24 protein-coding genes and 1 pseudogene are annotated in these 25439 nt (G+C 62.4%); 15 read left to right on the forward strand and 10 right to left on the reverse strand.

Translation table 11 applies throughout. The features are described 5' to 3' along the window. Positions 1–147 precede the first annotated feature (147 nt). The 3 genes from NKH54_RS08660 to NKH54_RS08670 are packed head-to-tail and all read left to right on the forward strand — an operon-like array spanning position 148 to position 2782. Positions 148–759: a shikimate kinase gene (locus NKH54_RS08660; protein ID WP_023670667.1), complete on the forward strand. Its 612-nt coding sequence runs from the start codon at positions 148–150 to the stop codon at positions 757–759. Further along, positions 756–1889: a 3-dehydroquinate synthase gene (gene aroB, locus NKH54_RS08665; RefSeq protein ID WP_353028049.1), complete on the forward strand. Its 1134-nt coding sequence runs from the start codon at positions 756–758 to the stop codon at positions 1887–1889. Before NKH54_RS08660 ends, aroB begins: the two co-directional genes overlap by 4 nt. Next, the gene (locus tag NKH54_RS08670; protein ID WP_023731087.1) at positions 1886–2782 is read left to right on the forward strand and encodes an HlyC/CorC family transporter; all 897 of its coding nucleotides are present in this window, start codon (positions 1886–1888) and stop codon (positions 2780–2782) included. The genes aroB and NKH54_RS08670 overlap by 4 nt, the downstream gene beginning before the upstream one ends. 40 nt (positions 2783–2822) lie before the next feature. Here NKH54_RS08670 and NKH54_RS08675 read toward each other — a convergent pair whose 3' ends face one another. The 3 genes from NKH54_RS08675 to NKH54_RS08685 are packed head-to-tail and all read right to left on the reverse strand — an operon-like array spanning position 2823 to position 7657. Then, positions 2823–4373, reverse strand: coding sequence for a SpoVR family protein (locus NKH54_RS08675; RefSeq protein WP_023670670.1), 1551 nt, complete (start codon positions 4371–4373; stop codon positions 2823–2825). Positions 4374–4382: 9 nt separating this feature from the next. Then, positions 4383–5690, reverse strand: a complete 1308-nt coding sequence (locus tag NKH54_RS08680) for a YeaH/YhbH family protein (RefSeq protein ID WP_023685368.1) — start codon at positions 5688–5690, stop codon at positions 4383–4385. A gap of 17 nt (positions 5691–5707) precedes the next feature. After that, entirely contained in the window at positions 5708–7657 is a 1950-nt protein-coding gene (locus NKH54_RS08685) for a PrkA family serine protein kinase (RefSeq protein WP_023686732.1), read from the reverse strand. Between the two features lie 92 nt (positions 7658–7749). Here NKH54_RS08685 and NKH54_RS08690 point away from each other — a divergent pair, with 92 nt between their 5' ends. Together NKH54_RS08690 and NKH54_RS08695 are read left to right on the forward strand one after the other, a co-directional pair. Beyond that, positions 7750–8082: a hypothetical protein gene (locus tag NKH54_RS08690; RefSeq protein WP_353028050.1), complete on the forward strand. Its 333-nt coding sequence runs from the start codon at positions 7750–7752 to the stop codon at positions 8080–8082. 113 nt (positions 8083–8195) lie between these two features. Beyond that, positions 8196–9749 (forward strand): acetolactate synthase large subunit, encoded by a 1554-nt coding sequence (locus NKH54_RS08695; RefSeq protein WP_353028051.1) that lies wholly within the window; start codon positions 8196–8198, stop codon positions 9747–9749. A gap of 11 nt (positions 9750–9760) precedes the next feature. Here NKH54_RS08695 and NKH54_RS08700 read toward each other — a convergent pair whose 3' ends face one another. Beyond that, on the reverse strand, positions 9761–10063 hold the full coding sequence (locus NKH54_RS08700) for a BolA family protein (protein ID WP_023670675.1): 303 nt from the start codon (positions 10061–10063) through the stop codon (positions 9761–9763). A gap of 169 nt (positions 10064–10232) precedes the next feature. Between NKH54_RS08700 and NKH54_RS08705 the strand changes: the two genes are divergently transcribed. From NKH54_RS08705 to NKH54_RS08720, 4 genes are all read left to right on the forward strand, one after another. Next, positions 10233–10862, forward strand: a complete 630-nt coding sequence (locus NKH54_RS08705; RefSeq protein ID WP_032887126.1) for a J domain-containing protein — start codon at positions 10233–10235, stop codon at positions 10860–10862. Between the two features lie 123 nt (positions 10863–10985). Next, entirely contained in the window at positions 10986–11972 is a 987-nt protein-coding gene (cobS, locus tag NKH54_RS08710; RefSeq protein ID WP_023670677.1) for a cobaltochelatase subunit CobS, read from the forward strand. Positions 11973–11983: 11 nt separating this feature from the next. After that, positions 11984–13882, forward strand: coding sequence for a cobaltochelatase subunit CobT (gene cobT, locus NKH54_RS08715; RefSeq protein WP_027050744.1), 1899 nt, complete (start codon positions 11984–11986; stop codon positions 13880–13882). Next, the gene (locus NKH54_RS08720; RefSeq protein ID WP_353028052.1) at positions 13879–14904 is read left to right on the forward strand and encodes an esterase-like activity of phytase family protein; all 1026 of its coding nucleotides are present in this window, start codon (positions 13879–13881) and stop codon (positions 14902–14904) included. Before cobT ends, NKH54_RS08720 begins: the two co-directional genes overlap by 4 nt. Before the next feature lie 5 nt (positions 14905–14909). Here NKH54_RS08720 and NKH54_RS08725 read toward each other — a convergent pair whose 3' ends face one another. From NKH54_RS08725 to rpmB, 3 genes are all read right to left on the reverse strand, one after another. Then, positions 14910–15581 (reverse strand): hypothetical protein, encoded by a 672-nt coding sequence (locus NKH54_RS08725; RefSeq protein WP_353028053.1) that lies wholly within the window; start codon positions 15579–15581, stop codon positions 14910–14912. Between the two features lie 3 nt (positions 15582–15584). Continuing rightward, the gene (locus NKH54_RS08730) at positions 15585–16265 is read right to left on the reverse strand and encodes a queuosine precursor transporter (protein WP_353028054.1); all 681 of its coding nucleotides are present in this window, start codon (positions 16263–16265) and stop codon (positions 15585–15587) included. A 162-nt stretch (positions 16266–16427) separates the two neighbouring features. Then, positions 16428–16724, reverse strand: coding sequence for a 50S ribosomal protein L28 (gene rpmB / locus NKH54_RS08735; RefSeq protein WP_023670682.1), 297 nt, complete (start codon positions 16722–16724; stop codon positions 16428–16430). A 259-nt stretch (positions 16725–16983) separates the two neighbouring features. Here rpmB and NKH54_RS08740 point away from each other — a divergent pair, with 259 nt between their 5' ends. From NKH54_RS08740 to NKH54_RS08750, 3 genes are read left to right on the forward strand one after another with little or no spacing between them, the layout of a single operon-like run. Then, positions 16984–17784 carry a DUF3108 domain-containing protein gene (locus NKH54_RS08740; protein WP_353028055.1) on the forward strand — a complete coding sequence of 267 codons (801 nt, stop codon included), beginning with the start codon at positions 16984–16986 and terminating at the stop codon, positions 17782–17784. A gap of 44 nt (positions 17785–17828) precedes the next feature. Then, on the forward strand, positions 17829–18716 hold the full coding sequence (gene yddG / locus NKH54_RS08745) for an aromatic amino acid exporter YddG (protein ID WP_353028056.1): 888 nt from the start codon (positions 17829–17831) through the stop codon (positions 18714–18716). Beyond that, entirely contained in the window at positions 18713–19387 is a 675-nt protein-coding gene (locus tag NKH54_RS08750; RefSeq protein ID WP_023754176.1) for a lysoplasmalogenase, read from the forward strand. The genes yddG and NKH54_RS08750 overlap by 4 nt, the downstream gene beginning before the upstream one ends. On the opposite strand, the gene NKH54_RS08755 is transcribed toward NKH54_RS08750, so the two are convergent. After that, positions 19362–19814: a cupin domain-containing protein gene (locus tag NKH54_RS08755; protein ID WP_023745808.1), complete on the reverse strand. Its 453-nt coding sequence runs from the start codon at positions 19812–19814 to the stop codon at positions 19362–19364. The genes NKH54_RS08750 and NKH54_RS08755 overlap by 26 nt on opposite strands. Before the next feature lie 20 nt (positions 19815–19834). Continuing rightward, positions 19835–20602: a hydroxyacylglutathione hydrolase gene (gloB, locus tag NKH54_RS08760; protein ID WP_023754177.1), complete on the reverse strand. Its 768-nt coding sequence runs from the start codon at positions 20600–20602 to the stop codon at positions 19835–19837. Positions 20603–20720: 118 nt separating this feature from the next. Between gloB and NKH54_RS08765 the strand changes: the two genes are divergently transcribed. From NKH54_RS08765 to NKH54_RS08775, 3 genes and pseudogenes are all read left to right on the forward strand, one after another. Continuing rightward, positions 20721–21503: a class I SAM-dependent methyltransferase gene (locus NKH54_RS08765; protein ID WP_023670688.1), complete on the forward strand. Its 783-nt coding sequence runs from the start codon at positions 20721–20723 to the stop codon at positions 21501–21503. 137 nt (positions 21504–21640) lie between these two features. Beyond that, positions 21641–23462, forward strand: a pseudogene (locus NKH54_RS08770) (ABC transporter ATP-binding protein/permease). A 63-nt stretch (positions 23463–23525) separates the two neighbouring features. After that, a complete protein-coding gene (locus NKH54_RS08775; protein WP_023822501.1) occupies positions 23526–24314 on the forward strand; it encodes a DUF1194 domain-containing protein in 789 nt (262 codons plus the stop codon). A 51-nt stretch (positions 24315–24365) separates the two neighbouring features. On the opposite strand, the gene NKH54_RS08780 is transcribed toward NKH54_RS08775, so the two are convergent. After that, entirely contained in the window at positions 24366–25301 is a 936-nt protein-coding gene (locus tag NKH54_RS08780) for a glycosyltransferase family 2 protein (RefSeq protein ID WP_023673297.1), read from the reverse strand. Positions 25302–25439 lie beyond the last annotated feature (138 nt).

The raw sequence follows: 25439 nt of genomic DNA on the forward strand, positions 1-25439 counted from the left end.
GCGATTCCAAGCCCTGTGTCCTTATGGGACGCTAATTCCGTCAATTCAAGGACGAAGGGCTCTGCGTGCGAAAGGCGCTGTGCTTGACGCAAACGGGCTTTTGATGTCGATACGCCGGCAAAGACGGCTTAGAAACAGCATGGTCTCATGAACGCGTTACCAGCAAATCCTCCCGGCGATAGCCATGCCGCGCTGCTCGACAGGCTGGGCAGCCGCTCGATCGTCTTTGTCGGCCTGATGGGCGCCGGAAAGACGGCGATCGGCCGCAAGGTGGCGACGATGCTGTCGCTGCCCTTCGTCGACAGCGACCAGGAGATCGAAACCGTGTCGCGCATGACGGTGCCGGAACTGTTCGAACGCTATGGCGAGACCGAATTCCGGGCATTGGAGCAGCGCGTCATCCTGCGCGTGCTGGAGAGTGGGCCGCAGGTGCTGTCGACCGGCGGCGGCGCGTTCATGAATGCGCAGACGCGGGAAGCGATCGCCGGGCATGGCGTGTCGGTGTGGCTGAAGGCCGAGATCGACCTATTGATGGAACGCGTGTCCAAGAAGCAGAACCGGCCGTTGCTCAAAAGCGCCGATCCGCGCGCCGTGCTCGAGCGACTGATGGGCGAGCGCTACCCGGTCTATGCCACGTCCAACATCACCGTGCCGACACGCGACGACCGCAAGGAGGTCATTGCGACGGAGGTTGTCGACGCGCTGTGCGGGCATTTCGGCATTCCGGCTCCGACTGCGCCGGGCGAGGTGCGGCTGTGAGCGAACCGGTCACTGTCGAGGTCGGCCTTGGCGAGCGTGCCTATGACATCCTGATCGGCCCTAGCCTTTTGGCGCGCGCCGGCGCCGAGATTTCGCGCCGCCTGCCCGGCACGAGGGCGGCGGTGGTCACCGACGACAATGTCGCGGCGGCACATCTCGACGCGCTGAAGGCCGGTCTGGAAACAGGCGGCATCCAGCCTGCCGTCATCACTTTGCCGGCCGGCGAAAAGACCAAGAGCTTTGCCCACCTCGAAGAGGTGGTCGACGGCGTGCTCGCCGCCAAGCTGGAGCGCGGCGATGTCGTCATTGCGCTCGGCGGTGGCGTCATCGGCGACCTGACCGGCTTTGCCGCCGGCATCGTGCGCCGCGGCATGAATTTCGTCCAGATTCCAACCTCGCTGCTGGCGCAGGTCGATTCCTCGGTCGGTGGGAAGACCGGCATCAACAGCCCGCGCGGCAAGAATCTGGTCGGCGTCTTCCACCAGCCGAAGCTGGTGCTGGCCGACACCGAAGTGCTCGACACGCTGCCGATCCGCGAATTTCGCGCCGGCTATGCCGAGCTTGCCAAATACGGGTTGATCGACCGACCGGCGTTTTTCGCCTGGCTGGAAGCGAACTGGGAAAAGGTGTTCGCCGGTGGTGCGGAACGGGCGGAGGCGATTGCCGAGGCCTGCCGCGCCAAAGCCGATGTCGTCGCCCGCGACGAGTTCGAAACCGGCGACCGCGCACTGCTCAATCTTGGCCACACGTTCGGCCATGCGCTGGAAGGCGCCACACAGTATGATGGCGCCCGCCTCGTCCATGGCGAAGGCGTCGCCATCGGCATGGCGCTGGCGCACCGCTTTTCCGCAAGGCTCAATCTGGCCAGCCCGGACGACGCGGCGCGCGTGGAGGCGCATCTTCGCGCCGTCGGTCTACCCTGGCGGATGGCCGACATCCCTGGTGAGTTGCCCGATGCCGAGGCGCTGCTTGGCTTCATCACCCAGGACAAGAAAGTGTCGCGCGGCGCGCTGACCTTCATCCTAACGCGCGGCGTTGGCCAGGCTTTTATTGCCAAGGATGTACCGGCGTCGGAAGTACTTTCGTTCCTCAGGGAGAACCACCCGGGCCAGGAAAGCCGGCCGCGATGATCAACGAGCCCGGCTGGACCGTCGTCGCCGTCCTTGCCATCCTCATCCTGCTTGTCCTGGCCGTGCGCACGCGCCTGCTTGCCATGTTCGGCTATGAGTTGTCGCGCATCGAGCCGCAGCGCTCGACCCAGGACGAGTTGCGCGGCGCGGTCGACGATTTCCGCCGCGACGGCCAGATGGTGCGAGAGGACCGCGACCGCGTCGGCGGGCTGTTCGACCTCGCCGAACTCGAAGTCTCCGACATCATGGTCCACCGTACCAATATGCGCTCGGTCAATGCCGACAATGGGCCGGAAGCGGTGGTGCGCGAGATTCTGCAGAGCCCCCACACCCGCATGCCGTTGTGGAAAGGCTCTCTCGACAACATTGTCGGCGTGCTGCACGCCAAGGACCTGCTGCGAGCGCTGAACGAAGTCGGCAACGACTTTTCCCGGATCGACGTGATGAAGATCGCTTCGAAGCCTTGGTTCGTGCCCGACACCACCACGCTGCAGGAACAGCTCAACGCCTTCCTGCGCGCCAAGGCGCATTTCGCCATCGTCGTCGACGAATATGGCGAGGTCGAAGGGCTGGTGACGCTGGAGGACATTATCGAGGAGATCGTTGGCGAGATCGCCGACGAGCACGATGTCGACATTCAGGGCGTCAAGCAGGAGGCGGACGGTTCCGTGGTCGTCGACGGCACCGTGCCGATCCGCGATCTCAACCGGGCGCTCGACTGGAACCTGCCTGACGAGGAAGCGACCACCATTGCCGGCCTGGTCATCCACGAGACGCAGTCGATCCCCGAGGAAAAGCAGGCTTTCACCTTCCACGGCAAGCGCTTCGTGGTGATGAAGCGCGACAAGAACCGGATCGCAAGGATCAGGATCAGGCCGGCGGGCGAAGCCTGAGGTAACGAGCAGGCCCGCAACAGGACGCTCTTTGCCGAGCTTATGCCGCGATCTGGCTCGTAGACCGTTCGTGGATTGTCGCACCGGTTTGAGCGTCAACTGCGACCAGGCTGACCTCGTAGCCCCAGAGGCTGCGGACATGGCGGAGCGTCGCGTCACGGCTGGCCCCTTCGAGCACAACACCATCCTTTACCCTGTGTTGCAGCCGCAACTGCCGGTCGCCGAGCAGGTCGACATCAATCACCTGGATGTCCGGCCGATTCGCTCCAAGGTCGTAACTGTGGGCTAGCTGGGCGCGTATCTTGTGATAGCCACGTTCGTTGTGGATCGACGCGACTTCGAAATGCGGTTTGTCGGCTCCATCGCCAAGCACGAAGAACCGCCATTTTCGGATCAAGCTCGGGCTGAGATACTGGCGGATAAAGGATTCGTCGCGGTGGTTGGCCCAGGCCTCAAGCAGGACCTCGCGCCAGTTGCCATGTCCTGCAATGTCCGGGAACCAGTCGCGGTCCTCCGCCGTCGGCTCGGTCGAAATGCGCTGTATGTCCTGCATCATGTCGAGGCCGAGGGCATAGGGATTGATGCCTGAAAACCGGGGATCGTCAAAGGCCGGCTGGAAGATCACGTTCGAATGGTTGCGCAGGATTTCGAGCATGGCACCTTCGCCGATCCGGCCACGATCGAATAGCATGTTCATGAGGGTATAATGCACGAAGGTGGCGCAGCCTTCATTCATGACTTGAGTCTGTCGCTGCGGGTAGAAATATTGCGCGATGACGCGGACGATCCTGATGATCTCGCGCTGCCAGGGTTCCAGGATCAGGCTGTTCTTCTCGAGGAAATAAAGGAGGTTTTCCTCGGGAAGGTTGAGCGATCTCTTGCGCTCCGCCATCCCTTGATCCTCATTGCCGGACTTGTTTTTGTTCTGCGACGGCGGCAGCGTGCGCCACAGATCGTTGTAGGAGCGCTCTTCGTATTCGAGGCGCTCGCGAAGCCCTTCGCGCTGTCGCTCCGACGAGAGCTTTGGCGGCCGGTGGTAGCGGAACACCCCTTGTTCCATCAGCGCATGGGCGGAATCGAGAATGGCCTCCACTGCTGCAAGGCCGTGCCGCTCCTCGCACCGGGCGATGTAGCCCTTGGCGAAGTCCAGATAACCCAGGATTGCCCCGGCGTCGGTCCATTGCTGAAACAGATGATTGTTCTTGAAGAAATGATTGTGGCCAAGCGCCGCGTGGGCCGTCACAAGGGCCTGCAACGCCATGGTGTTTTCCTCCATGAGGTAGACGATGCAGGGATTGGAGTTGATGACCAGTTCATAGGCCAGCCCCCGACCACCCTTACGGTAAAGAAGCTCCTGGTGAAGGAAATGTTTGCCGAACGACCAATGCCGATACATCAGTGGCATGCCGATAGATGAGTAGGCGTCGAGCATCTGCTGGGAGGAGATTATCTCCATCTGGACCGGGTAAGTATCGAGATGCAACTCGTCGACCGCGATCGCCTCGATCTCTTCAAAAGCCCGCGATAATTTCTCGAAATTCCAGTCGGAACCGGAAAACAACAAATTCGTTTCGTTGGCTCGCCTGACCATCTCTCTCTCTCAAGCGCTCTTGATGGCCACCGGCTGCCTGGCGAAGAGCCGGTGGAAGACCGGGTAAATATCCGCGGGAGCAGCGATGCGGCTCATCTGGAAGTTGGGCCATTTCAGCTCGATCGTACTGTAGGCGCGCCAAAGCGACGTCCCGTTTTCGGTAGCACCGAATATGTGGCTCTCGCGTTCGTCGATGATCTCGACATAGGCGAAATACTGGCACAGGCGCATGAGCTTGCCGTTCATGAGCTCTATGCATCGCTCGGAATCGGTGGTGAAATTGTCCCCGTCAGAGGCCTGCGCGGCGTAAATGTTCCACTCGCTGGCAGGATAGCGCTGGCCGATAATGCGGTGCATTTCGTCGAGCGCGGTGGAGACGATCGTACCGCCGCTCTGCGTGTTGTAGAAGAACGTGTCCTCATCCACTTCGTGCGCCTCATGGGTATGGCGGATGAAGACGATCTCCGTGCGTTCGTAGCGCCGTTTCAAGAACAGGTGCAGCAGCACGAAGAAGCGTTTGGCCAAGTCCTTTTCGCGTTGGCCCATCGATCCGGACACGTCCATAAGGCAGAACATGACGGCATTGGCATTCGGCACCGGCCGGGCGTCGAAGCGGTTGAATCGGATATCGACCGGATCGACAAAGGCAATTCGCCTGCGCCGTCGCTCCAGCCGGTCAAGCTCGTCGCGTAATTCCGCGATGCGCTGGCGCACCGCCGCGCCGGCCGGGGCCGACTCAAGCGTGACGATTTCCCGGAGGATCGCCTCCAGTTCCTGCTGCGTGGGGCGCCTCAGCGCAATGCGCCGGCCTAGGCTGTTGCGCATCGTGCGGCCGGCATTGATGTTGGTCGGGGAACCAGTTGCCGCGAAGCCGGCCCGGCGCGGCTTGAAGGCAAGGATTTCCTTGAGATTGAGCTTAACCAGGTCGGGCAGTTCGAGATCCTCAAAAAAGAGTTCGAGCACCTCCTCGCGTGACAGCACGAAACGAAAATCGTCTTCCGACGCCGTGTTTCCTGGCGACGACGCCGCGCCGCCCCCATGCGGCTTCGGGAGCAGGTCTCCAGGGGAAAAATGCCTGTTGCCCGGAAGGATGTGTCGGCGCCGTCCGCTGGCCCTGTCATCGTTGAAGCTCGGCTCGGCCGTTTTCCTTTCAGGCATGGGCACGGCGTGCTCGGTATCCACGTCGGCGATCCTGCCAGTGCGGATTTGATCGCGAATGCTCCGCTTCAACTCCTCGCGAGCACGCCTGAGGAAGCGCTGTCGATTGCCAAGGCTCTTGTCCTTGGGGTTCAGGCGACGGTCGATGAAGATCGGCATGGAACCATCCGGCTCTGTCAACCCGCCTTGTTCACCCGCATGTACCAGTCCACCAGCCGGCGTACCTGCCGTTCTGTGTAGCCACGCTCGATCATGCGCTGTACGAATTCGTTATGGCGCTTTTCCGTAACGCTGTCTTGCTTGGAGCCGAAGCTGATCACCGGCAAGAGGTCCTCGACCTGTCCGAACATCCGCTTCTCGATGACCTCGCGCAGTTTTTCATAGCTGGTCCATGACGGGTTGCGGCCGTGGTTTCTTGCGCGAGCGCGCAGAGTGAACTTCACCACCTCGTTACGGAAGTCCTTGGGATTGGCGATGCCTGCCGGTTTCTCGACCTGCGAAAGTTCGTTGTCCAGGATCTCCCGGTTGAGGATCTGGCCGGTGTCGGGGTCCTTGTAGTCCTGGTCCTCAATCCAGGCATCCGCATAGGCGATGTAGCGGTCGAAGAGGTTCTGGCCGTATTCGCTATAGGACTCCAGATAGGCCTTCTGGATTTCGTGGCCGATAAACTCGGCGTAGCGCGCCGCAAGCTCCGACTTGATGAATTCAAGATAGGCCGCTTCCGTTTCCTTCGGGAACTGCTCCCGCTTGATCGCCTCCTCCAGAATGTACATCAGATGCACAGGATCGGCGGCCACCTCCTCATTATCGAAGTTGAATGTCTGCGAAAGGATCTTAAAGGCAAAGCGCGTGCTGACGCCCGTCATGCCTTCATCGACGCCGGCGGCGTCGCGATACTCTTGGACCGACTTTGCCCTGGGATCGACTTCCTTCAGATTTTCGCCGTCATAGGCGCGCATCTTGGTGTAGAGCGGCGAGTTGTCGTGCTCGGCCAAGCGCGTCGAAACTGCAAAGCGGCTGAGGATGTCCAAAACTTCAGGGGCACAGGGGCTGGCGGCCAACTCGCTCTCACGCAGCAATTTCTCATAGATCTGCCTCTCTTCGGTGATCCGCAGGCAATAGGGTACCTTGACCACCAGGATGCGATCGAGAAACGCCTCATTGTTCTTGTTGCTCTTGAACTGTTGCCATTCCGACTCGTTGGAATGGGCGACGATGATCCCCTGGTAGGGAAAGGCGCCGAAATTTTCAGTGCCGTTGTAGCTGCCTTCCTGTGTCGCGGTCAGCAGCGGATGCAGAACCTTGATGGGTGCCTTGAACATCTCGACGAATTCAAGCAGACCTTGCGTGGTCCGGTTCAGGCCACCGCTATAGGAATAGGCATCGGGGTCGGACTGGCTAAAATTTTCCAATTGCCTGATGTCGACCTTGCCGACCAGGGCCGAGACATCCTGATTGTTCTCATCGCCAGGTTCGGTCTTGGCAATGCCGATCTGGCGCAGCCGCGAAGGCATCAGCTTGACGACGCTGAATTTGGAAATGTCGCCAGACAATTCGTCGAGGCGCTTGGCCGCCCATGGCGAAATCAATCCGTTCAGCCGGCGCCGGGCTATGCCGTATTTATCCTCTAGCAGATCACCCATGTGATCGGGATGGAACAGCCCAAGCGGCGACTCGAAAACCGGGCTGATCTGGTTGCCGACCTTCAGCGTGTAGATCGGGCGCTGCTCCATCAGTTTCTTCAGGCGCTCGGCCAGAGAGGATTTGCCGCCGCCGACCGGGCCGAGGAGATAGAGGATCTGCTTGCGTTCTTCGAGCCCCTGCGAGGCATAGCGGAAATATCCAGCTATGCGCTCGATCGTATCCTCCATTCCATAGAAGTCGGAAAAATGAGGGTAGATCTTGAGGGTCCGATTCGCGAAAATGCGGCCGAGGCGCTCGTCTTTGCTGGTGTCAACCAGTTTTGGTTCGCCGATTGCGTCGACCATCCTTTCGGGCGCCGAAGCGTACATCGATTTGTCTTCCCGACAGGCAAGAAGATACTGTTGGATGCTGACCTCTTCGTCCGCCGCATTGGCATAAATTTCCGAAAAAAGATCGAAGACGTCGGATTGGGTTGCACGCATGATGTTCTGCCCTCGGAGCCGATCTGGATTCCAATCGCCTCATCACCTTCAACTGTCGGAAAGCATTGTTGGTTCCCTTCACATGAAGGAGAGTGGCTGCAATCCGGGTAGAAGGCTTGGGAGGAAACATTCGGAGTGGCTGGAATGGCGGGTTGCCCGGTGCTGCGGCGCTGATGGGCGGCGTTGTCGCCGGCCAGCTATCTCGATGGACACAAGCATCCGCCGACCTTCATCGCCTATTCGCGCGCCGAAGGCCGCGACGACCAATCGAAGGCTTTGCCAAACGCCTGCGCGCCATCGGCACTGAAGTGACGCTGTTCGACGGCAACGCCTACACGCATATGTCGATCAATCACGACTTCGGCGAGGACGGCGACGCGTTGACCGCCGCGATGCTGGCCTTCCTTGAATGGACCGTCGGTTGATCGCCGGATCCCCGCGAGGCGTCCTGGATCAGACCAAAAGCCCCGGCGGGACATTGCCGACCCGGCGCCTACAGGTGCAATTGTTCCTGAATTGTCGATTGGGAAAGAAAATCATGAATGGCGCCGATCTGCTGTGCGACGTGCTCCTCGCCAATGACGTCACGGTCTGCTTCGCCAATCCTGGCACATCCGAAATGCATTTCGTTGCCGCACTGGACCGCAAACCTCAGATGCGTTGCGTGCTCGGCCTGTTCGAGGGCGTGGTGACCGGCGCCGCCGACGGCTATGCGCGCATGACCGACCGCCCGGCAGCAACGTTGCTGCATACCGGACCGGGTCTCGCCAACGGTTTGGCCAACATGCACAACGCAAGGCGTGCGCGCAGCCCGATGATCAACATTGTCGGCGACCATGCTTCTTACCATCTGCCGCTCGATGCCCCGCTGACCAGCGACATAGAAGGCCTGGCGTCGCCGATGTCGAACTGGGTTGGCCGCGTCAAGGGGCCGGCCGATATTGTGCCGGCCGCAGAGGCGGCTTTCCGCGCCTCACTCACGCCGCCTGGCGTCACGACGCTGATCCTGCCTGCGGATGCCGCCTGGGGCGAAGTTGCTGCGATTTCACCTGGCAAGGTGGAGCTGGAGCCGCCGCCCGCCGTCGACATGGCTGTTGTGCGCACGATCGCCGAAGCAATCCGCGCCGCGCCGGGCCGTGTCGGCATGGTGTTGCGTGGGCAGGCGGCGCGCGCCGATGGACTTGAAATCGCAGGGAGAATCTCATCGGGAAGCGATGTCAGGCTGTTCAGTGAGGTTCTGATCGCCCGCATGCAGCGCGGCCGCGGGCGGTTCGCCCCGACCCGCATTCCCTATCCGGTCGATGCGGCGACGGCCACGCTCCGGGATATCGATTTGCTGGTGCTGGTCGGCGCCAAGGAGCCGGTTGCCTTCTTCGCCTATCCCGGCAAGCCCGGGCGGCTGGTTCGGGACGATTGCAAGGTGCTTTCGCTGGCGGCGCATGGCCAGGATCTGAAAGCGGCGCTGGAGGCGCTGGCTGCCGAGGTCGGCATCAAGCCGACGCAGCAATTCGCCGCCGCAACCGCCTTTCCAGACGAACCGACGCTGAGCGGCAGACTGACGGACGATGCCATCGCGCTGTCGGTGGCGCGCAAACTTCCGGCCAATGCCATCGTCTGCGACGAAGCGGTCACCTCGGCGAGACGGTTCTTCGCGCTATCCGCCTTTGCGGCGCCGCACGACTACATGATGGGTACGGGCGGATCGATCGGCGGCGGCATTCCGATGGCGACAGGAGCAGCGATCGCCTGCCCGGACCGCAAGGTGATCAATCTCGAGGCCGACGGCAGCGGCATGTACACGGTGCAGGGACTGTGGACCCAGGCCAGGGAAAAGCTTGACGTCGTGACCATCATCTTTTCCAACCGGACCTACGCCATCCTGCATGGCGAAATGAAGAATGTCGGGGTCAATGAGATCGGCGAGAACGCTAGGCGCATGCTCGATCTCGACCATCCGGCGCTGGACTGGGTTGCGCTGGCCAAAGGCATGGGCGTCGAGGCGGCCCGCGCCGACACGTGCGAGCGGTTCGACGCGCTGCTCGACAGTGCCCTGTCGCGTCCGGGACCGTTTCTCATCGAAGCGGTGATCTGAGGCGGAGAGACTTACCAACGGGTCTTTTCGCCGGGTGCAGCCGGTTCGATTGCCAGCGCATGGACACCGGCTTGCAGCTCCGCTGCGAGCAATTCGTTGACGGCGCGGTGGCGGTCGATGCGGCTCATGCCGGCAAAGACGGATGAGACGATGCGGACGCGAAAATGCGTCTCGCCGGTGCCGTCATAGGCACCGTGATCGTCGGAGCCGTGGTGGTGATGACCGGCATGAAGGTGGCTTTCATTGACGATCGCCAGCCGCTCCGGCGAAAACGCCTTGTTCAGCTTGTCTTCCATCGTCGCCTGTATGGACATCGCCATCTCCCTTCACCATATCTGCAAGGCGTGATCGGGAAATCGGGGATCGATCCCGCCGGGCCGCCTCAAAAATCGCCATTCGCCCTGCTTTATGCCGCGATTCAGCGGTTAGGGCGATGATCGCGAAAATGTCAATTCTTGTTTCGCACGTGCGAACAGCCCATAAATGGGTGAGATGAAACCGTACCCCAAATATTTCGAGAAAATTCGGGTCCGTCCCGACAAGGATGCGGAGCTGAAGTCGCACTCGCCGATCTGCCAGTGGGACGGCTGCAAGGAGGCCGGTACCCACCGGGCGCCGGTCGGACGCATGAAGGAAGGCGAGTATTTTCAGTTCTGCTTCGATCATGTGCGCGAATACAACAAGGGTTTCAACTACTTCTCCGGCGTGCCGGACACCGAGATAGCCCGCTTCCAGAAGGAAGCGATGACCGGCCACCGGCCGACATGGAAGATGGGCGTCGCCGGCGCCTCGACGCGCTCCTCGCCCGATTTCGCCCAGCAGCGTTCCGGTCGCGCCGGCTATTACAACCGCATGCGCGATCCCTTCGATCTGTTCAAAGGGCCGAAGGACCCGCGCGAGGCGCGCGAGCGCAAGGCCAAGCCGCTTGAGGCCAAGGCGCTGGAAACGCTTGGCCTTGATACAAAGGCGACTGGCAAGGACATCAAGGCGCGCTATAAGGAACTTGTGAAGCGCCACCATCCGGATGCGAATGGCGGCGATAGAGGTTCGGAAGACCGGTTCCGCGATGTGCTGCAGGCCTATCGCGTGCTCAAGCAGGCGGGTTTGTGCTGAGCGACCTAACGGTTCGTGTCGTTTTCCAACTTTCATAAGGGTGGAAAAGGCTCTAAGACCGCCCCCGGACAAAAACGATTGCCGGCGAAATCAGGCATTTCGCCCGTGGAGACTCGGATAGAGATGAACAAGGTCGATCGCGACATCGCCAATTTGCCCGACACGACGGTGTCAGTGAAAGACAAATTCGGCTTCGAGTCCAAGATGGTGGTGCCGGCCTATTCGGTGACCTCGGAACATGTGCCGGACATCGATCCGGATTATCTGTTCGACAAGGCGACGACGCTGGCGATCCTTGCCGGCTTTGCCTACAATCGCCGCGTCATGGTCTCGGGCTATCACGGCACCGGCAAATCGACGCATATCGAACAGGTCGCAGCCCGCCTTAACTGGCCCTGCGTACGCGTCAACCTCGACAGCCATGTCAGCCGTATCGACCTCGTCGGCAAGGACGCCATCGTCGTCAAGGATGGCCTGCAGATCACCGAATTCCGCGACGGCATCCTGCCTTGGGCCTACCAGCACAATGTCGCGCTCTGCTTCGACGAGTACGATGCCGGCCGTCCGGACGTGATGTTCGTCATCCAGCGCGTGCTGGAATCATCGGGGCGCCTGACGCTGCTCGACCAGAGCCGGGTCATCCGTCCGCATCCGGCGTTCCGCTTGTTTTCGACCGCCAACACCGTTGGCCTCGGCGACACCACCGGCCTCTATCACGGCACGCAGCAGATCAACCAGGCGCAGATGGATCGCTGGTCGATCGTCACCACGCTGAACTACCTGCCGCACGACAATGAGGTGAACATCGTGCTGGCCAAGGCCAAGCACTATCGCGACGGCAAGGGCAAGGACATCGTCAACAAGATGGTGCGCGTCGCCGACATGACGCGCTCGGCCTTCATCAATGGCGATCTGTCGACCGTGATGAGCCCGCGTACCGTCATCACCTGGGCCGAAAATGCCGAGATCTTCGGCAATATCGGCATGGCGTTCCGGCTGACCTTCCTCAACAAGTGCGACGAGCTGGAGCGTTCGGTGGTGGCCGAGTTCTACCAGCGCGCCTTCGGCGAGGATTTGCCCGAGAGCGCCGCCAACGTGGTGCTGGGGTAAGCTGAGCCTTGATGGCGGGTCCGGGCGACAACACGCGCAACAAGTCGAAGACGGGGTCTGAAGCCGACAGCTTCAAGCGTGCCGTCACCGTCTGCATGCGCGCCATCGCCGGCGACAAGGAGCTCGAAGTCGGTTTCGCCAAGGACCGCCCGGCGCTCGCCGGCAGCCGCGCCCGACTGCCCGAACTGCCGAAGAAAGCGTCCAAGACAGACATCGCGATTACTCGTGGCCTGGGCGATTCCATGGCGCTGAAGCGCGCCTGCCACGATCAGCGCATCCACACCAAACTGGCGCCGGAAGGCAAGCTGGCGCGCTCGATCTATGACGCCGTGGAACAGGCCCGCGTCGAGGCGATCGGCAGCCGCGCCATGCAGGGCGTCGCCGACAATATCGGCTCCATGCTGGAGGACAAATACGCCAAGGCCAACCTTGTCGACGTCAAGGACAAGGCCGACGCGCCGATCGAGGAAGCGCTGGCGCTGATGGTGCGCGAGAAGCTGACCGGACGGCCGATCCCGAAGAGCGGCGAACGGCTGGTCGACCTCTGGCGGCCCTGGGTCGAGGAAAAAGCCAAGGCCGATCTCGACGGACTGTCGGCCAAGCTTGGCGACCAGCAGGCCTTTGCCCGCGTCGTGCGCGAGATGCTTGCATCCATGGAGATGGCCGAGGAACTCGGCGACGACCAGGAAACCGAAGACTCCGAGGACAATGACGACAACCAGCCGCAAGGCGAGGAGCAGAGCGAGGAGGGCGGCGAAGAGGATTCCGGCTCCGAGCAGTCGCAGTCAGAGGATGCCGAGGCCTCCGCCGACGACGAACAGTCGTCGGAGACTGAGGCCTCCGACGCCACTGCCGACGATCTTTCCGACGATGACGATGCGGACGCCGAAACGCCGGGCGAGGCGCGCCGCAACGACAACCCCTTCGCCAACCTGCCGAAAGAGATCGACTACAAGGTTTTCACCACCGCCTTCGACGAGACGGTCGGTGCGGAAGAGCTGTGCGAGGAGGAAGAACTCGACCGGCTGCGCGCCTTCCTCGACAAGCAGTTGGCCAATCTCTCCGGCGTCGTCGGCCGGCTCGCCAACCGGCTGCAGCGCCGCCTGATGGCGCAGCAGAACCGTTCCTGGGATTTCGACCTCGAAGAGGGTTATCTCGATCCGGCACGCCTGGTTCGTGTCGTCATCGACCCGATGCAGCCGTTGTCGTTCAAGCAGGAGCGCGACACCAAATTCCGCGACACGGTGGTGACGCTGGTGCTCGACAATTCGGGCTCGATGCGCGGTCGGCCGATCACGGTTGCCGCCACCTGTGCCGACATTCTGGCGCGCACGCTGGAGCGCTGCGGCGTCTCGGTCGAGATCCTCGGCTTCACCACGCGCGCGTGGAAGGGCGGACAGGCTCGCGAGAAGTGGCTGAAGGACGGCAAGCCGCCGAACCCCGGCCGGCTCAACGATCTGCGCCACATCATCTACAAATCCGCCGATCATCCGTGGCGTCGCGCCCGGCGCAATCTCGGCCTGATGATGCGCGAGGGCCTGCTGAAGGAAAACATCGACGGCGAGGCGTTGTTATGGGCGCACAGCCGGCTGATCGCCCGGCCCGAACAGCGCAAGATCCTGATGATGATCTCGGACGGCGCGCCGGTTGACGATTCGACGCTGTCGGTCAATCCTGGCAACTATCTCGAGCGGCACCTGCGCGCCGTCATCGAGCTGATCGAGACGCGCTCGCCGGTCGAGCTTCTGGCCATCGGCATCGGCCACGACGTCACCCGTTATTACAGGCGCGCCGTCACCATCGTCGATGCCGAGGAACTGGCCGGCGCCATGACCGAGCAGCTGGCCTCGCTGTTCGCCGAGGAAAACGTGCGCGATACACGCCGCGGCGGCTACCGGCGCGCCGGATGATTTTCTTGCGCGGCGGGTTTCGGCAGATGCTCTTCGCGGTCACTGCCTTGTCCGGCATGGCGTTTGCGCCGGCCATCGCCGCCGGCCCAAGCGCGGTCGAGCCGGTCCAAGTCTCGGCGCGGCCGATCACCACCTTCCATATAGGCAGCGCCGACAAGCAGTTTGGGCCGCTGGAATTCGTCGGCGGTCTTGAGATGAACTCGACGACGCGCGATTTCGGCGCGCTGTCGGCATTTCGGTTCGTCAAACCCGGCAGCGATTTCATCGGCGTCGCCGATACGGGCTTCTGGTTCTTCGGCTCGATCACCCATGATGCCGACAAGCGGCCGTCCGGCATCCAGAATTTCCGCATGCAGCAGATGGTCGATGAGAAGGGCCGGCCGATCGACAGGAAATGGGAAGTCGATGCCGAGGGCCTTGCAGTCAAGGACGGCATCGCCACCGTCGGCTTCGAGCGCGATCACCGCGTCGCCCAGTTCAAGATCGACCCCAGCAACATGACGGCGCCGTTCAAGCAACTGAACTTTCTGGTTCCAGCCCGCGAACTGCGACAGAACCGCGGTTTCGAGACCGTCACCCACGCCAATCCCAACGGCCAGCACGAGGGCGGCCTCGTCGTGGTCTCGGAAAAGAGCTTGGACAAGGCTGGCAACATCTATGCCGCCATCATCGAAGGGCCGCACAAGGGCGTCTTCACGGTCAAGCGCAACGGCGATTTCGACATCACCGACGGCGCTTTCCTGCCGAATGGCGATCTCTTGCTGCTGGAGCGCAGTTTCTCGATGGCCGGCGGTGTCAGGATGCGGCTGCGACGCATCTATGGCGAAAGCGTCGAGAAGGGCGCGGTTGCCGACGGGCCGGTGCTGATGGAAGCCGATATGGGCTACCAGATCGACAATATGGAAGGGCTCGACGTCTGGACCCGCGATGACAGAGCGCTGATGGTGTCGCTGATCTCGGACGACAACCATTCGATCCTGCAGCGCAACCTCTATCTGGAATTCATCCTGCACCAGGATTGAGAGCCCTAAGGCTTGGTGGCGATCCAGATGACGTGGCGCGCGCCGCGCTTGCCATTGGCGCGCGTCTTCACCTCGTCCACGACAAAGCCCGCCTGCTTGAGCCTACGTGTAAAGCCGGCATCGGGGCCTTGCGACCAAACAGCCAGCACGCCTCCGGGCCTGAGCGCTGCACGCGCCGCGCCGAGGCCGGCAGCGCCATAGAGGGCGTCGTTGCCCTTGTAGACGATGCCTTCGGGGCCATTGTCTACATCGAGCAGGATGGCGTCCCAGGCGGCCTTGTCGGATCGTATGATGTGCCCGACATCGGCTTCGCGAACCGTCACACGGGGATCGTAGAGACAGCCGGCGAAGACCGCCTCCATCGGGCCGCGCGCCCAGGCGATGACGGCAGGGACAAGCTCGGCAACGGTGATGCCTGCGTCGGCGCCCAATTGGGCAAGCGCAGCGCGCAGCGTAAAACCCATGCCGAGGCCGCCGATCAGGATTTTCGGTTGGGCGCGGCCGCCGATCTTTTCACAGGAGAGTTTGGCCAGCGCTTCCTCGGAGCCGCTGAGGCGGCTGTTCATCAGCTCATTGGTGCCGAGCATGATCGAGAATTCGCTGCCGCGCTGCTTTAACCGCAGTTCCTGTCCGCCGTCAGGCGTTTTGGCCGAGCCGAGCTGGACCCAAGGGATCATGGCCTAGACAGCCACGTCCTGCTGGCTCCAGTGGGCGGCGAGCAGCCGGTAGGGGATCAGGGCCACAACAGCGATGATCAGCTTCACCGAGAGGTCGCCCAGCGCCCAGGAGACCCAGCGCATGGACTCGACCGGCAGCCCGCCCATCAGCGGCGCCGTCTCCAGCGCAAAGCTGTCGTTCGGGCCGGCAAAAGCGAAGGCGGCCGAAAAGGCGATGCTGAAGAATACCAGGGTGTCGAACACCGAGCCGACCAGCGTGCCGACGATCGGCGCGCGCCACCAGCTCTGCCGGCGCAACCGGTTGAACACGGTGACGTCGAGCAATTGCGCGCAAAGGAAGGCCGCGCCGGAAGCTGCGGCGATGCGCACCAGCCGGTCGGCTGATGTCTCGAACTCGATCAGGCCATGGCGAAACAGGAAGGGCGGGACGAGGATCGAGCAGACCACAGCGGTCATGAAGCCGACAAGGACGATGCGGCGCGCCACGGTCGGCCCGTAGCGGCGGTTGGCAAGGTCGGTGACCAGGAAGGAGAAGGGATAGGTGAAGGCGCCCCAGGTCAGGATGTCGCCCAGCGACAGACCGCCGGCCTGGCCCTGCATCGGGAACTGCACGAGGATGTTCGATGCCACGACGACAAGCGCCATGGCGGCCACAAAGGGCAGATATCGCGAGAAGGAAGTCATTTTTTTATCCTGGGTAATGGAACCAGCCAGGCGCTAGCCGAAATCCGGATCGCGCTGCCTTGCAAGTTTTGAGCATCGGATTGCTCCGATGCTGCTGCCTTAGAAGTTTTGAGCATCGGATTGCTCCGATGCTCAGGGCGGTCGTCCCCCGCCTTGATATCGTTAAGCGGCGGGCTGGTCGGCCAGCTTCTTGGCGATCTGCTTCTTCAGCAGCCGCGCGCGCTGCGACAATTCCTTGGCGTCGGCCTTGGCCAGGAAGGCGTCGAGGCCGCCGCGATGCTCGACCGAACGCAGCGCGTTGGCCGAAATGCGCAGGCGCACATTCTGGTTCAGCGCTTCCGAAATCAGCGTCACATTGACGAGGTTCGGCAGGAAGCGGCGCTTGGTCTTGTTGTTGGCGTGGCTCACATTGTTGCCGGTCTGGACTGCCTTGGCAGTGAGTTCGCAGGTGCGGGACATGGTTCTAACCTTCAGTTCTGTCTAGCCTGCCAAACCTTGTTCGCCCGCGCCGGGTGGCGCGCGGTTTCAGTCAGGCGGCCTTATGGAAAAGTTGGCGTTCCATAGTTGCATTTCGCCAATGCGTCAAGCTCCGGCTTGCCCACGACTGTGACGAGCGTTTCACATAAAGGCCGGAATTCAGCCTATAAGCGGTCGGACAGGGACATCTCAAGCCGGAGTCGCCCGCCTCCGGTTAAAAAAATCAAGGACCGAGCCCGCCATGCTTCGCCCGTCACATGCCGTTGTCGCCATACTTGTCGCCGCCTTGCCAACATCAACCCTTGCCGCCGCGCCCGCAGCCGCCGCACAGTCCTTCAAGGGCGAATACACGGTGTCGTTCCTCGGCCTTTCCGTGGCCAAGGCGACATTTTCCAGCCACTACGAAGGCGATAGCTATTCCATAGACGGCACCGTCTCCAGCGCGGGTCTCGCCACCTTGTTCGACGACACGAGCGGCACGATCTCGTCAAAGGGCAAGATCCTGGGCAAGCAGATGCAGCCACAGGTATTTCGCGCCGATTATAAGTCCGGCAAGAAGGCTTCCATGGTCGATATCCGCTTTGCCAATGGCGCGGTGACCGCCACCCAGGTCATTCCCGAGCCGAAAAAGCGCAATCCCAAAAACTGGATACCGCTGGGCAGCAACGATCTGGCATCGGTGCTCGATCCGATGGCGGCTACCGTCATCCATTCCGACAGCCTCGACCAGGTCTGTGGGCGCAAGGTGAAATTCTATGACGGCGAGATGCGCGCCGACCTGACGCTGACCTACGCCTCGAAAGGATCAATCTCGGTCAAGGGCTACAAGGGCGACACCGTTACCTGCAAGATGAGCTTCGAGCCGGTGGCAGGCTACCGCAAGGGCCGCAAGGCGCTGAATTACCTGAAGAAGAAGAGCCAGATGATGGTGACGTTTGCACCGCTCGGCCAAACCGGCATATATGCGCCGATCCACGCCACGGTCGGGACGCAGATCGGCACCTTGACTGTCAGCGCGGGGCGGTTCGAAGCTACTGAATAGACGCGCCCACCCGAATAGAATGGGGCGAGTCGCCGGAGACGGGCATGGGGCGCGCAACACTGATCGGTTTCTCGGCGGTCGCCATGTGGGCGCTGCTGGCGTTGCTCACCGATGCGTCGGGCGCCGTGCCGCCATTCTTGCTCTCGGCCATCACCTTCACCATCGGCACCGCAGTCGGGTTGGTTGCCCGGCTGTTCATGCCGGCGACCGATAAAAGCCTGAAGATCCCACGCCAGGTCTGGGTGATCGGCATTGCCGGACTGTTCGGCTACCATTTCTTCTATTTCACCGCGCTGCGCAACGCGCCGGCGGTCGAGGCAAGCCTGATCGCCTATCTGTGGCCGCTGCTGATCGTGCTGGGATCAGCGCTGATGCCGGGCGAGAAGCTGGCCTGGAACCATGTCGTCGGCGCGCTGCTCGGGCTCGCCGGGACCGTGCTGATCGTCACCAAGGGTGGCGGCCTCGCCTTCGATGCTCGCTACACCTTCGGCTATGCGATGGCGGCCGTCTGTGCGCTGCTGTGGTCGTCCTATTCGCTGCTGTCGCGGCGCTTTCCGGCGGTGCCGACCTCGATCGTCACCTGGTTCTGCGCCGCCACGGCAGCCCTGTCTCTCGTCTGCCAGCTTCTGCTGCAAAAGACGGTGCTGCCCGATGGTCCCGGCCAGTGGCTGGCGGTGCTTGGTTTGGGGTTGATGCCGGTGGGCGCGGCCTTCTACGCCTGGGATATCGGCGTAAAGCGCGGCAACATCCAGGTGCTCGGCGCGGCAAGCTATGCGGCGCCACTGCTGTCGACATTGGTGCTGATCGCGGCGGGCGTTGCCGAGCCGTCGCTGCGTATCCTGGCGGCCTGCGTGCTGATCACCGGCGGCGCGGCGCTGGCGGCGAAATCGTTGTTCCTGCGCAAGGCGGCAACTGGCGGGGCAAGCGCATGACGATGCCGTTTGCCGGCGGCATCGACGCCAACGCAAATGCAACATTGATTTTTTCGCTGGTGGCGGCAGTGATCTACGCCTTCACCCTGGATATGCGGCCGACGCTGGCCCGCTCGGCGGCAAAGACGCTGGCCGTGGCCATGCTTGCGGCGCTCGCCTTCATGCAAGGTGGGCCGCTGTTGCTCGTCGCTGCGCTGGCGCTCAGCGCCGTCGGCGACGCCTTCCTGTCGCGTGACGGCGAAAAGGCCTTCCTCGGCGGGCTGGCCAGCTTCCTTGCGGCGCATGTCCTCTATGTGCCGCTCTTCCTGCGCAGCGGCGGCGGGCTGGATGTGCTCAGCGCCGAGACATGGCGCGGCGTCATCGCGCTGGCCATGGCGGCCTTCGCAGTCGTCATGCTGGCGGCACTCTGGCGCCGTGTCGGCCCCCGCCTGCGGGTGCCAATCGGCGTCTATATCGCAGCCATTCTGGCGATGGGCATCTCGGCGTTGACGCTCGACAATCCGTGGGTCATCGGCGGCGCTGTTATGTTCATGGCATCGGACGGGCTGCTTGCCGCGGAGAAATTTCTGGTTCCGGCAATAGCACCCTATCGCGCCGGCATCCGTTATGCGGTCTGGGTGCTCTACTATGCCGCCCAGTTGGCAATTACGCTCGGCTTTTTGCTACGCTAGGTTCCCAGCCCGGCTCGGCCATTTCGAACGCGGCGAAGTCGAAGCCCGGCGCCACGGTGCAGCCGACCAACGTCCATTCGCCGAGGCTGCGCGCCGATTGCCACCAGCCGGCCGGCACGACGATCTGCGGCCGCTCGCCCGCCGCAAGCTCAATGCCGAGCACCTGCTCGATCACCTGGTTAAGCATTGGACTACCTTCCTCGCACATCGACAGCGCCAGCGGCGCTCCGGCATGGAAGTGCCAGACCTCGGCCGCGTCCTTGACCCGGTGCCAGGCCGAAATCTGGTCCTGTTCAAGGAGGAAATAGATCGCCGTCGAATGGCCGCGCGCGCCACCGGCGCCGTCGCGAAAGGTCTCGGCATACCAGCCGCCTTCCGGATGCGGCTTGAGGCCAAGCATGGCGATGATTTCAGCGGCGCTGGTCATGGCTGATCCCGGAACGATGCTCAGAAATTGTCCTTGCGCTTGCGGATTTCCGCGAACACTTCGGCGTCGGAGGCCTCCTCCATACCGAGATGCTTGCGGATCGCCGGGTCGTGCCAGCGCAGGAACGGATTGGTCGACAATTCCTCGCCGATCGTGGTCGGCAGCGTCGCCTTGTTGTCGGCGCGCAGGGTCTCGATTTTGGCGGCGCGTTCCCTGAGCGCCGAATTGGTCGGGTCGACGGTCAACGCAAAGCGGGCGTTCGAAAGCGTATACTCATGGCCGCAATAGATGACCGTGTCCGCCGGGAGTGCCGCCAGCTTCTTCAGCGACTCATACATCACCGGCGGCTTGCATTCGAACAGCCGGCCGCAGCCGAGCGCGAACAAAGTGTCGGCGGTGAACGCCACTTTCGAGGCCGGAAAATGATAGGAGACATGGCCCGCAGTGTGGCCGGGCGTGGCGATGACATCGATCCGCTCGCCGCCGAGATGGACGACCGAGCCTTGCCCGACGGTCTCGTCGATGCCGGGAATTTTTCCCTTTTCAGCCTCCGGTCCGACTATGCGCAGCTTGAAGCGCTCCTTCAGCGCCAGATTGGCCTCGACATGGTCGACATGGTGGTGGGTGGTCAGGATCATCGTCGGCTTCCAGCCGGTACGCTCGATCGCGGCAATGATCGGCGCTTCTTCGGGCGCGTCGATAATGGCGGTCTCGCCGCTTTTCGGGTCATGCACCAGCACGCCGAAATTGTCGCTGCGGCACATGAACTGTTCGATTTCGACGGGCATTGGCATCTCTCCATCTGTTGGCGCAGACATAGGGCGCTTGGCCGCCGATGTCACTCTAGCTTTGCAGAACGTGGCGGCTTTGTTGAACTTGGGCGGCATCGCAGCTACCGTCCCGCGCATGCATTCCGATATCGTCGATCTCCGCTCCTTCTATTCGACCACGCTCGGCCGCCTGGCTGAACGCTCGATCACCATGGCGCTGTCCTCAATATGGGCAACAGTGCCGAATGAGCGGCTGGTCGGGCTCGGCTATACCTTGCCGTGGCTGGAGCGGTTCGGCACCGATGCCGAGCGGGTGTTTGCCTTCATGCCTGCTACGCAAGGCGCCGTCGTCTGGCCGGCGAACGGGCCGACGGCTACGGCGCTGGTCTTCGACGAGGAATTGCCGCTGGTCGATTCCTGCATCGACCGCATGCTGCTCGTGCATTCGCTCGAACATGTCGAAAACCCGCGCGAGACGCTGAACGAGATCTGGCGGGTGCTGTCGCCGGCAGGGCGCGTCGTCATCGTCGTGCCCAACCGGCGCGGTGTCTGGGCGCGGTTCGAGCACACGCCGTTCGGCAATGGCCGGCCGTTCTCGCGCGGCCAGCTGACAGAATTGCTGCGCGAGGCGAATTTCACGCCGGCTTCCTGGTCCGACGCGCTGTTCTTCCCGCCATCGCCGCGGCGCTTCATGATGCGGTTCCACAATGTGCTGGAGCGCGCCGGCCGGCGGTTCTGGCCGATCTTTTCCGGCGTCATCGTGGTCGAGGCGCAGAAGCGGCTCTATCAGGGCGTGCCGGTCGCGCAGCGCGCTTCGCGCCGTGTCTTCGTGCCGGTACTGTCACCGCACGGTGCGACGCGGCTTGGCCGCCGGGCGGAAGGGGTGACATCGACGACGCGTCAGGTGACACCTTCGTGATCATCATGAAAACTGGTGTTGCGTGGGTTTTTCCCACCTATCTGTCGCAGATGCATTCGCGGTCCGTTTGAGCGGCGGATGCCTTCAAGTCTCTCCATCTGGTTTCAGCAACGCTTCTGAACGCAAGGACCTCGTGCATGGCTGATCAACCGGACAAGTCCGCCGCCGCTCAGCCGGTAACCGTCGATGCCAGCAGCCTGCGCGATCAGGTGGCGACGATCAAACGGGCGCTGATAGGCTCACCGGTGCGCAAGTGGCTGGTCTGGACGTCGGTCGGCATTATGGCGGTCATCGTCGCGACGTCGATCGGCCAGGTTCTGCTCAACCGCTGGAACCAGCCTTTCTACGATGCGCTGGCGCGTCGCGACATGGCGGCCTTCCTGCATCAGCTGATGATCTTTGCCGTGATTGCCGGCACGCTGCTGCTGCTCAACATCGCTCAGACCTGGCTCAACCAGATGATCCGGCTGAAGCTGCGCGAGGCGCTGACGCTCGACCTGATCGACCAATGGATGCGGCCGGCGCGGGCCTTCCGGCTCGCCAATGCCGGCGCCATCGGCGTCAATCCCGACCAGCGCATGCAGCAGGATGCCGCGCATCTGTCCGATCTGTCGACGGACCTCGGCGTCGGCCTGCTGCAATCCTTCATCCTGCTGGTGTCGTTCGTCGGCGTGCTTTGGCAACTCTCGTCGGGCTTCGTCTTCCACATCAACGGGCTGGTCGCTGGCGATACCGGGCTACATGGTCTGGGCCGCGTTCCTCTATGCCGGCATCGCCTCCTGGCTGAGCTGGCTGGTCGGGCGGCCGCTGATCCGCCTCAACAGCGACCGCTACACCCGCGAGGCCGAGCTGCGTTCCGGGATGGTGCGCGTCAACGAGAATGTCGACGCCATCGCGCTCTATCACGGCGAAGCCGATGCCAAGAGACGGCTCGAAATCGACCTTGGCACGGTGCTGGGCGCGATGCGAAACATCTACAAAGCGCAGATCAACCTTTCCTGGGTGACCGATACCTATGGCTGGATCACCGTGGTGGCGCCGATCCTGGTGGCATCGCCGGTCTATTTTTCAGGCGATATCAGCTTTGGCGGGTTGATGATGGCGGTCGGCGCTTTCAACCAGGTGCACTCGTCGCTGCGCTGGTTCATCAACAATATCGGCGGCATCGCAGACTGGCGCGCCACGCTGATGCGCGTTGCCGACTTCCGCATTGCGCTCGATGATACCGATGTGCTGCACGACAAGGAAAAGCGCATCGAATTCGGCGATAACGCCAATGGCAGCCTGACCTTCGAGAAGCTCCAAGTGGCCTCGCCGGAGGGCTGCACCAAACTTTCAGACAGCCATGTCGAGATCCATCCCGGTGAGCGCGTCATGATCACCGGCGATCCAGGCGCCGGCAAGACATTGTTCTTCCGCGCCATTGCCGGCCTTTGGCCCTGGGGCAGCGGGCGGATCGGCTTGCCGGCCGGAGAAACGCCGATTTTCGTGCCGCGTGTTCCGTATTTTCCTGCCGGCACGTTACGCGAAGTGCTGCATCCGAATGGCTCGGCGCCGGCTGGCGATGCTGATTTTGGGGCGGTGCTGGCCGAGGTCGGGCTCGAGCGGCTGTCATCCTCGCTCGACCGTTCCGCACGGTGGGAGCGTGAACTCAACGATGACGAACAACGCTCGCTGGCCTTCGCCAGGCTCGCCTTGCGGCAGCCGAAATGGGTGATCATCGACGAAGCGATGGACGCGTTCGATGGTCCTTCGCTACGAAGGGTGCTGTCCATGTTGGAGAAACGCCTGCCGGAAACCGCGATCCTCAACATCGGGCGCGGACTGCACAATGATCATTTCTTTCCACGCGCATTGAACATCGTGAAGGATACGGGTGCTGCGCCACTGAAACCCGCCCGAGTCAGGACCGGCGCCATCGACCCGCCGCCGAAAGCGGCCGTGCGGCGAAAGAAGTAGAAGGGGCTTTATTTCGCCGCGATCGCGGCGAAGATCACGGATCGAAATATCGGTGGTGCGGCCATGCTCGACGCGTTCAGTCTGTTAGCTTGCCTTGCCTGCACCACGCCCGTGGCTGCCCCGGCCGTTGCCGTGGATGTCGAACTGGTGCTGGCCGTCGACATCTCACAGTCGATGGACGAGAGGGAGTTCGCGCTGCAGCGCGCTGGCTATGTCGAGGCCCTCAGGCATCCCGATTTCATCAAGGCCGTGCGCTCGGGAACCACCGGGCGCATCGCGCTTGCCTATTTCGAATGGGCGGGCGTCGTGCGCGAGGATGGCGTCATCGCCTGGCAGGTGATCGACAGCGCAGAGAGCGCCAACGCCTTCGCCGACAGAATAGAAGCGCGGCCGTTCCGCAGCTTTCGCGGCACCTCGATTTCCGGTGCGCTTGCCTTCGGCGCCGGGCTGTTCGAGGGCACGGGGTTCGATGCGCCACGCAGCGTCATCGACATTTCCGGCGACGGTCCCAACAACACCGGGCTGCCCGTCGCCACGACACGCGATGCGGCGGTGGCCAAGGGCATCGTCATCAACGGCCTGCCGATCCTGATCAGCCCGTCGCCGACCTTCAGCCATCTCGACCAGTATTATGACGACTGCGTCACCGGTGGGCCCGGCTCCTTCGTTTTGCCGATCTATGTGGCCTCGGAATTCGCCACCGCCATACGCCGCAAGTTGATCCTGGAGGTGAGCGGCATCGCCGATGCGACCGTGGTCCCGATCGATGCCGCCGCACCCATGGACTGCCTGCAGGGCGAACGCGACCGGCGGCTATATTCCGACCCATATCTGCCGGAACTCGACAAATGAGGTTTGAGGCAGTTCGGAGGGGAAAGCCGCTGCTCGGCTTGTCGGCAAACTTCAGGCCGGCCGTGCACCGTATTTGTCGCGAAATTCGGCATAGAGATCGCGGCGCCAGCGCCGGCCGCCGACATAGCCACGCAACAGCTGCGGCAGCGAATAGCCAAGCGCCTTCGACGACCGGTTGGCCATATAGCCGGAGAACGCCTGCGAAACCCTGCCCTTGAGTGCATCGGCGATGAGCTGCCGGGCGATCATGTAAGGCGGAATGTAGGGGTAGCGGTCGGCGATATAGGGGTGCTTGTCGATCAAGCTCGCATAGGCTTCGACATAGCCGTCCCGGCGACCGGAGATCGAATTCTCCGAGTTGTACTTTTTCCAGTCGATCACTTCGGACAGCTGCGCGCCGCTGCGACGGGCAAAGCGCAGCAACAATTCGCGATCCTGCATGCGCGTGACGTCACTGTCGTAGCCGCCGATGGCCAGCAGCGACTCGCGCCGGGCGGTGATTGCCGACCCGGCAATGAAGATGGTCTGCGCGACAAGGGCCCGCTCCAGCGAGTCGCGGCTCAGCAGCGCCTCGCGGTTGACGCAGTTGGTGCGGCGATTGCCCTTCAGCGACACGAAGGAACTGATCAGCACTTCGAGCGAGGGATTGTTGTCGAACTGCTCCAGCGTCCGCGCCAGGCGATCCGGCAAATAGACGTCGTCGGAATCGAGGAATGTCACCACCGGCGCCTGCGCCCGCTCGATGCCGGCATTGCGGGCGGCATTGGCGCCGCGCCATTTCGAGCCAACATAGATCAGCCGTGGATCGCGGATTTCGGCAAGTGCGGCTGCCGTACCGTCGGTCGAGCCGTCATCGACGACAATGTGTTCGAACCGGGGAAAATTCTGCGCCAGCACGCTCTCCACGGCGCGCACCACCTTGCTGCGGCGATTGTGCGTCGGTGTGATCACCGAGATCAGCGGAGCGAGGTCGGTTGCCTTGGACATGTTGCTTCGATTGTGCCCCCAAATGCCTGGAGGCCGGAGGTTTTGATGGTCGCCGTCCAAGCCTTACCCGGGATGGCATTCGATTCGACGCTACAAAAAACCAGCGGCAATGTCATCACAAACTGTTGAGCCAGGACG

It is taken from the genome of Mesorhizobium sp. M1004 (assembly GCF_040318795.1).
Lineage (GTDB): Bacteria > Pseudomonadota > Alphaproteobacteria > Rhizobiales > Rhizobiaceae > Mesorhizobium.

What these genes read in the sequence shown, in the direction of transcription:
- NKH54_RS08680 (WP_023685368.1), bottom strand. Translation starts at nt 5,690, where the DNA reads ATGCCGATCTTCATCGACCGTCGCCTGAACCCCAAGGACAAGAGCCTT.
- cobS (WP_023670677.1), top strand. Translation starts at nt 10,986, where the DNA reads ATGAACAAGGTCGATCGCGACATCGCCAATTTGCCCGACACGACGGTG.
- NKH54_RS08675 (WP_023670670.1), bottom strand. Translation starts at nt 4,373, where the DNA reads ATGGTCAGGCGAGCCAACGAAACGAATTTGTTGTTTTCCGGTTCCGAC.
- NKH54_RS08750 (WP_023754176.1), top strand. Translation starts at nt 18,713, where the DNA reads ATGACGATGCCGTTTGCCGGCGGCATCGACGCCAACGCAAATGCAACA.
- NKH54_RS08775 (WP_023822501.1), top strand. Translation starts at nt 23,526, where the DNA reads ATGCTCGACGCGTTCAGTCTGTTAGCTTGCCTTGCCTGCACCACGCCC.
- NKH54_RS08705 (WP_032887126.1), top strand. Translation starts at nt 10,233, where the DNA reads ATGGGTGAGATGAAACCGTACCCCAAATATTTCGAGAAAATTCGGGTC.
- NKH54_RS08755 (WP_023745808.1), bottom strand. Translation starts at nt 19,814, where the DNA reads ATGACCAGCGCCGCTGAAATCATCGCCATGCTTGGCCTCAAGCCGCAT.
- rpmB (WP_023670682.1), bottom strand. Translation starts at nt 16,724, where the DNA reads ATGTCCCGCACCTGCGAACTCACTGCCAAGGCAGTCCAGACCGGCAAC.
- NKH54_RS08700 (WP_023670675.1), bottom strand. Translation starts at nt 10,063, where the DNA reads ATGTCCATACAGGCGACGATGGAAGACAAGCTGAACAAGGCGTTTTCG.
- NKH54_RS08725 (WP_353028053.1), bottom strand. Translation starts at nt 15,581, where the DNA reads ATGATCCCTTGGGTCCAGCTCGGCTCGGCCAAAACGCCTGACGGCGGA.
- cobT (WP_027050744.1), top strand. Translation starts at nt 11,984, where the DNA reads ATGGCGGGTCCGGGCGACAACACGCGCAACAAGTCGAAGACGGGGTCT.
- NKH54_RS08695 (WP_353028051.1), top strand. Translation starts at nt 8,196, where the DNA reads ATGAATGGCGCCGATCTGCTGTGCGACGTGCTCCTCGCCAATGACGTC.
- NKH54_RS08660 (WP_023670667.1), top strand. Translation starts at nt 148, where the DNA reads ATGAACGCGTTACCAGCAAATCCTCCCGGCGATAGCCATGCCGCGCTG.
- NKH54_RS08780 (WP_023673297.1), bottom strand. Translation starts at nt 25,301, where the DNA reads ATGTCCAAGGCAACCGACCTCGCTCCGCTGATCTCGGTGATCACACCG.
- gloB (WP_023754177.1), bottom strand. Translation starts at nt 20,602, where the DNA reads ATGCCCGTCGAAATCGAACAGTTCATGTGCCGCAGCGACAATTTCGGC.
- yddG (WP_353028056.1), top strand. Translation starts at nt 17,829, where the DNA reads ATGGGGCGCGCAACACTGATCGGTTTCTCGGCGGTCGCCATGTGGGCG.
- NKH54_RS08685 (WP_023686732.1), bottom strand. Translation starts at nt 7,657, where the DNA reads ATGCGTGCAACCCAATCCGACGTCTTCGATCTTTTTTCGGAAATTTAT.
- NKH54_RS08730 (WP_353028054.1), bottom strand. Translation starts at nt 16,265, where the DNA reads ATGACTTCCTTCTCGCGATATCTGCCCTTTGTGGCCGCCATGGCGCTT.
- NKH54_RS08765 (WP_023670688.1), top strand. Translation starts at nt 20,721, where the DNA reads ATGCATTCCGATATCGTCGATCTCCGCTCCTTCTATTCGACCACGCTC.
- NKH54_RS08720 (WP_353028052.1), top strand. Translation starts at nt 13,879, where the DNA reads ATGATTTTCTTGCGCGGCGGGTTTCGGCAGATGCTCTTCGCGGTCACT.
- NKH54_RS08740 (WP_353028055.1), top strand. Translation starts at nt 16,984, where the DNA reads ATGCTTCGCCCGTCACATGCCGTTGTCGCCATACTTGTCGCCGCCTTG.
- NKH54_RS08670 (WP_023731087.1), top strand. Translation starts at nt 1,886, where the DNA reads ATGATCAACGAGCCCGGCTGGACCGTCGTCGCCGTCCTTGCCATCCTC.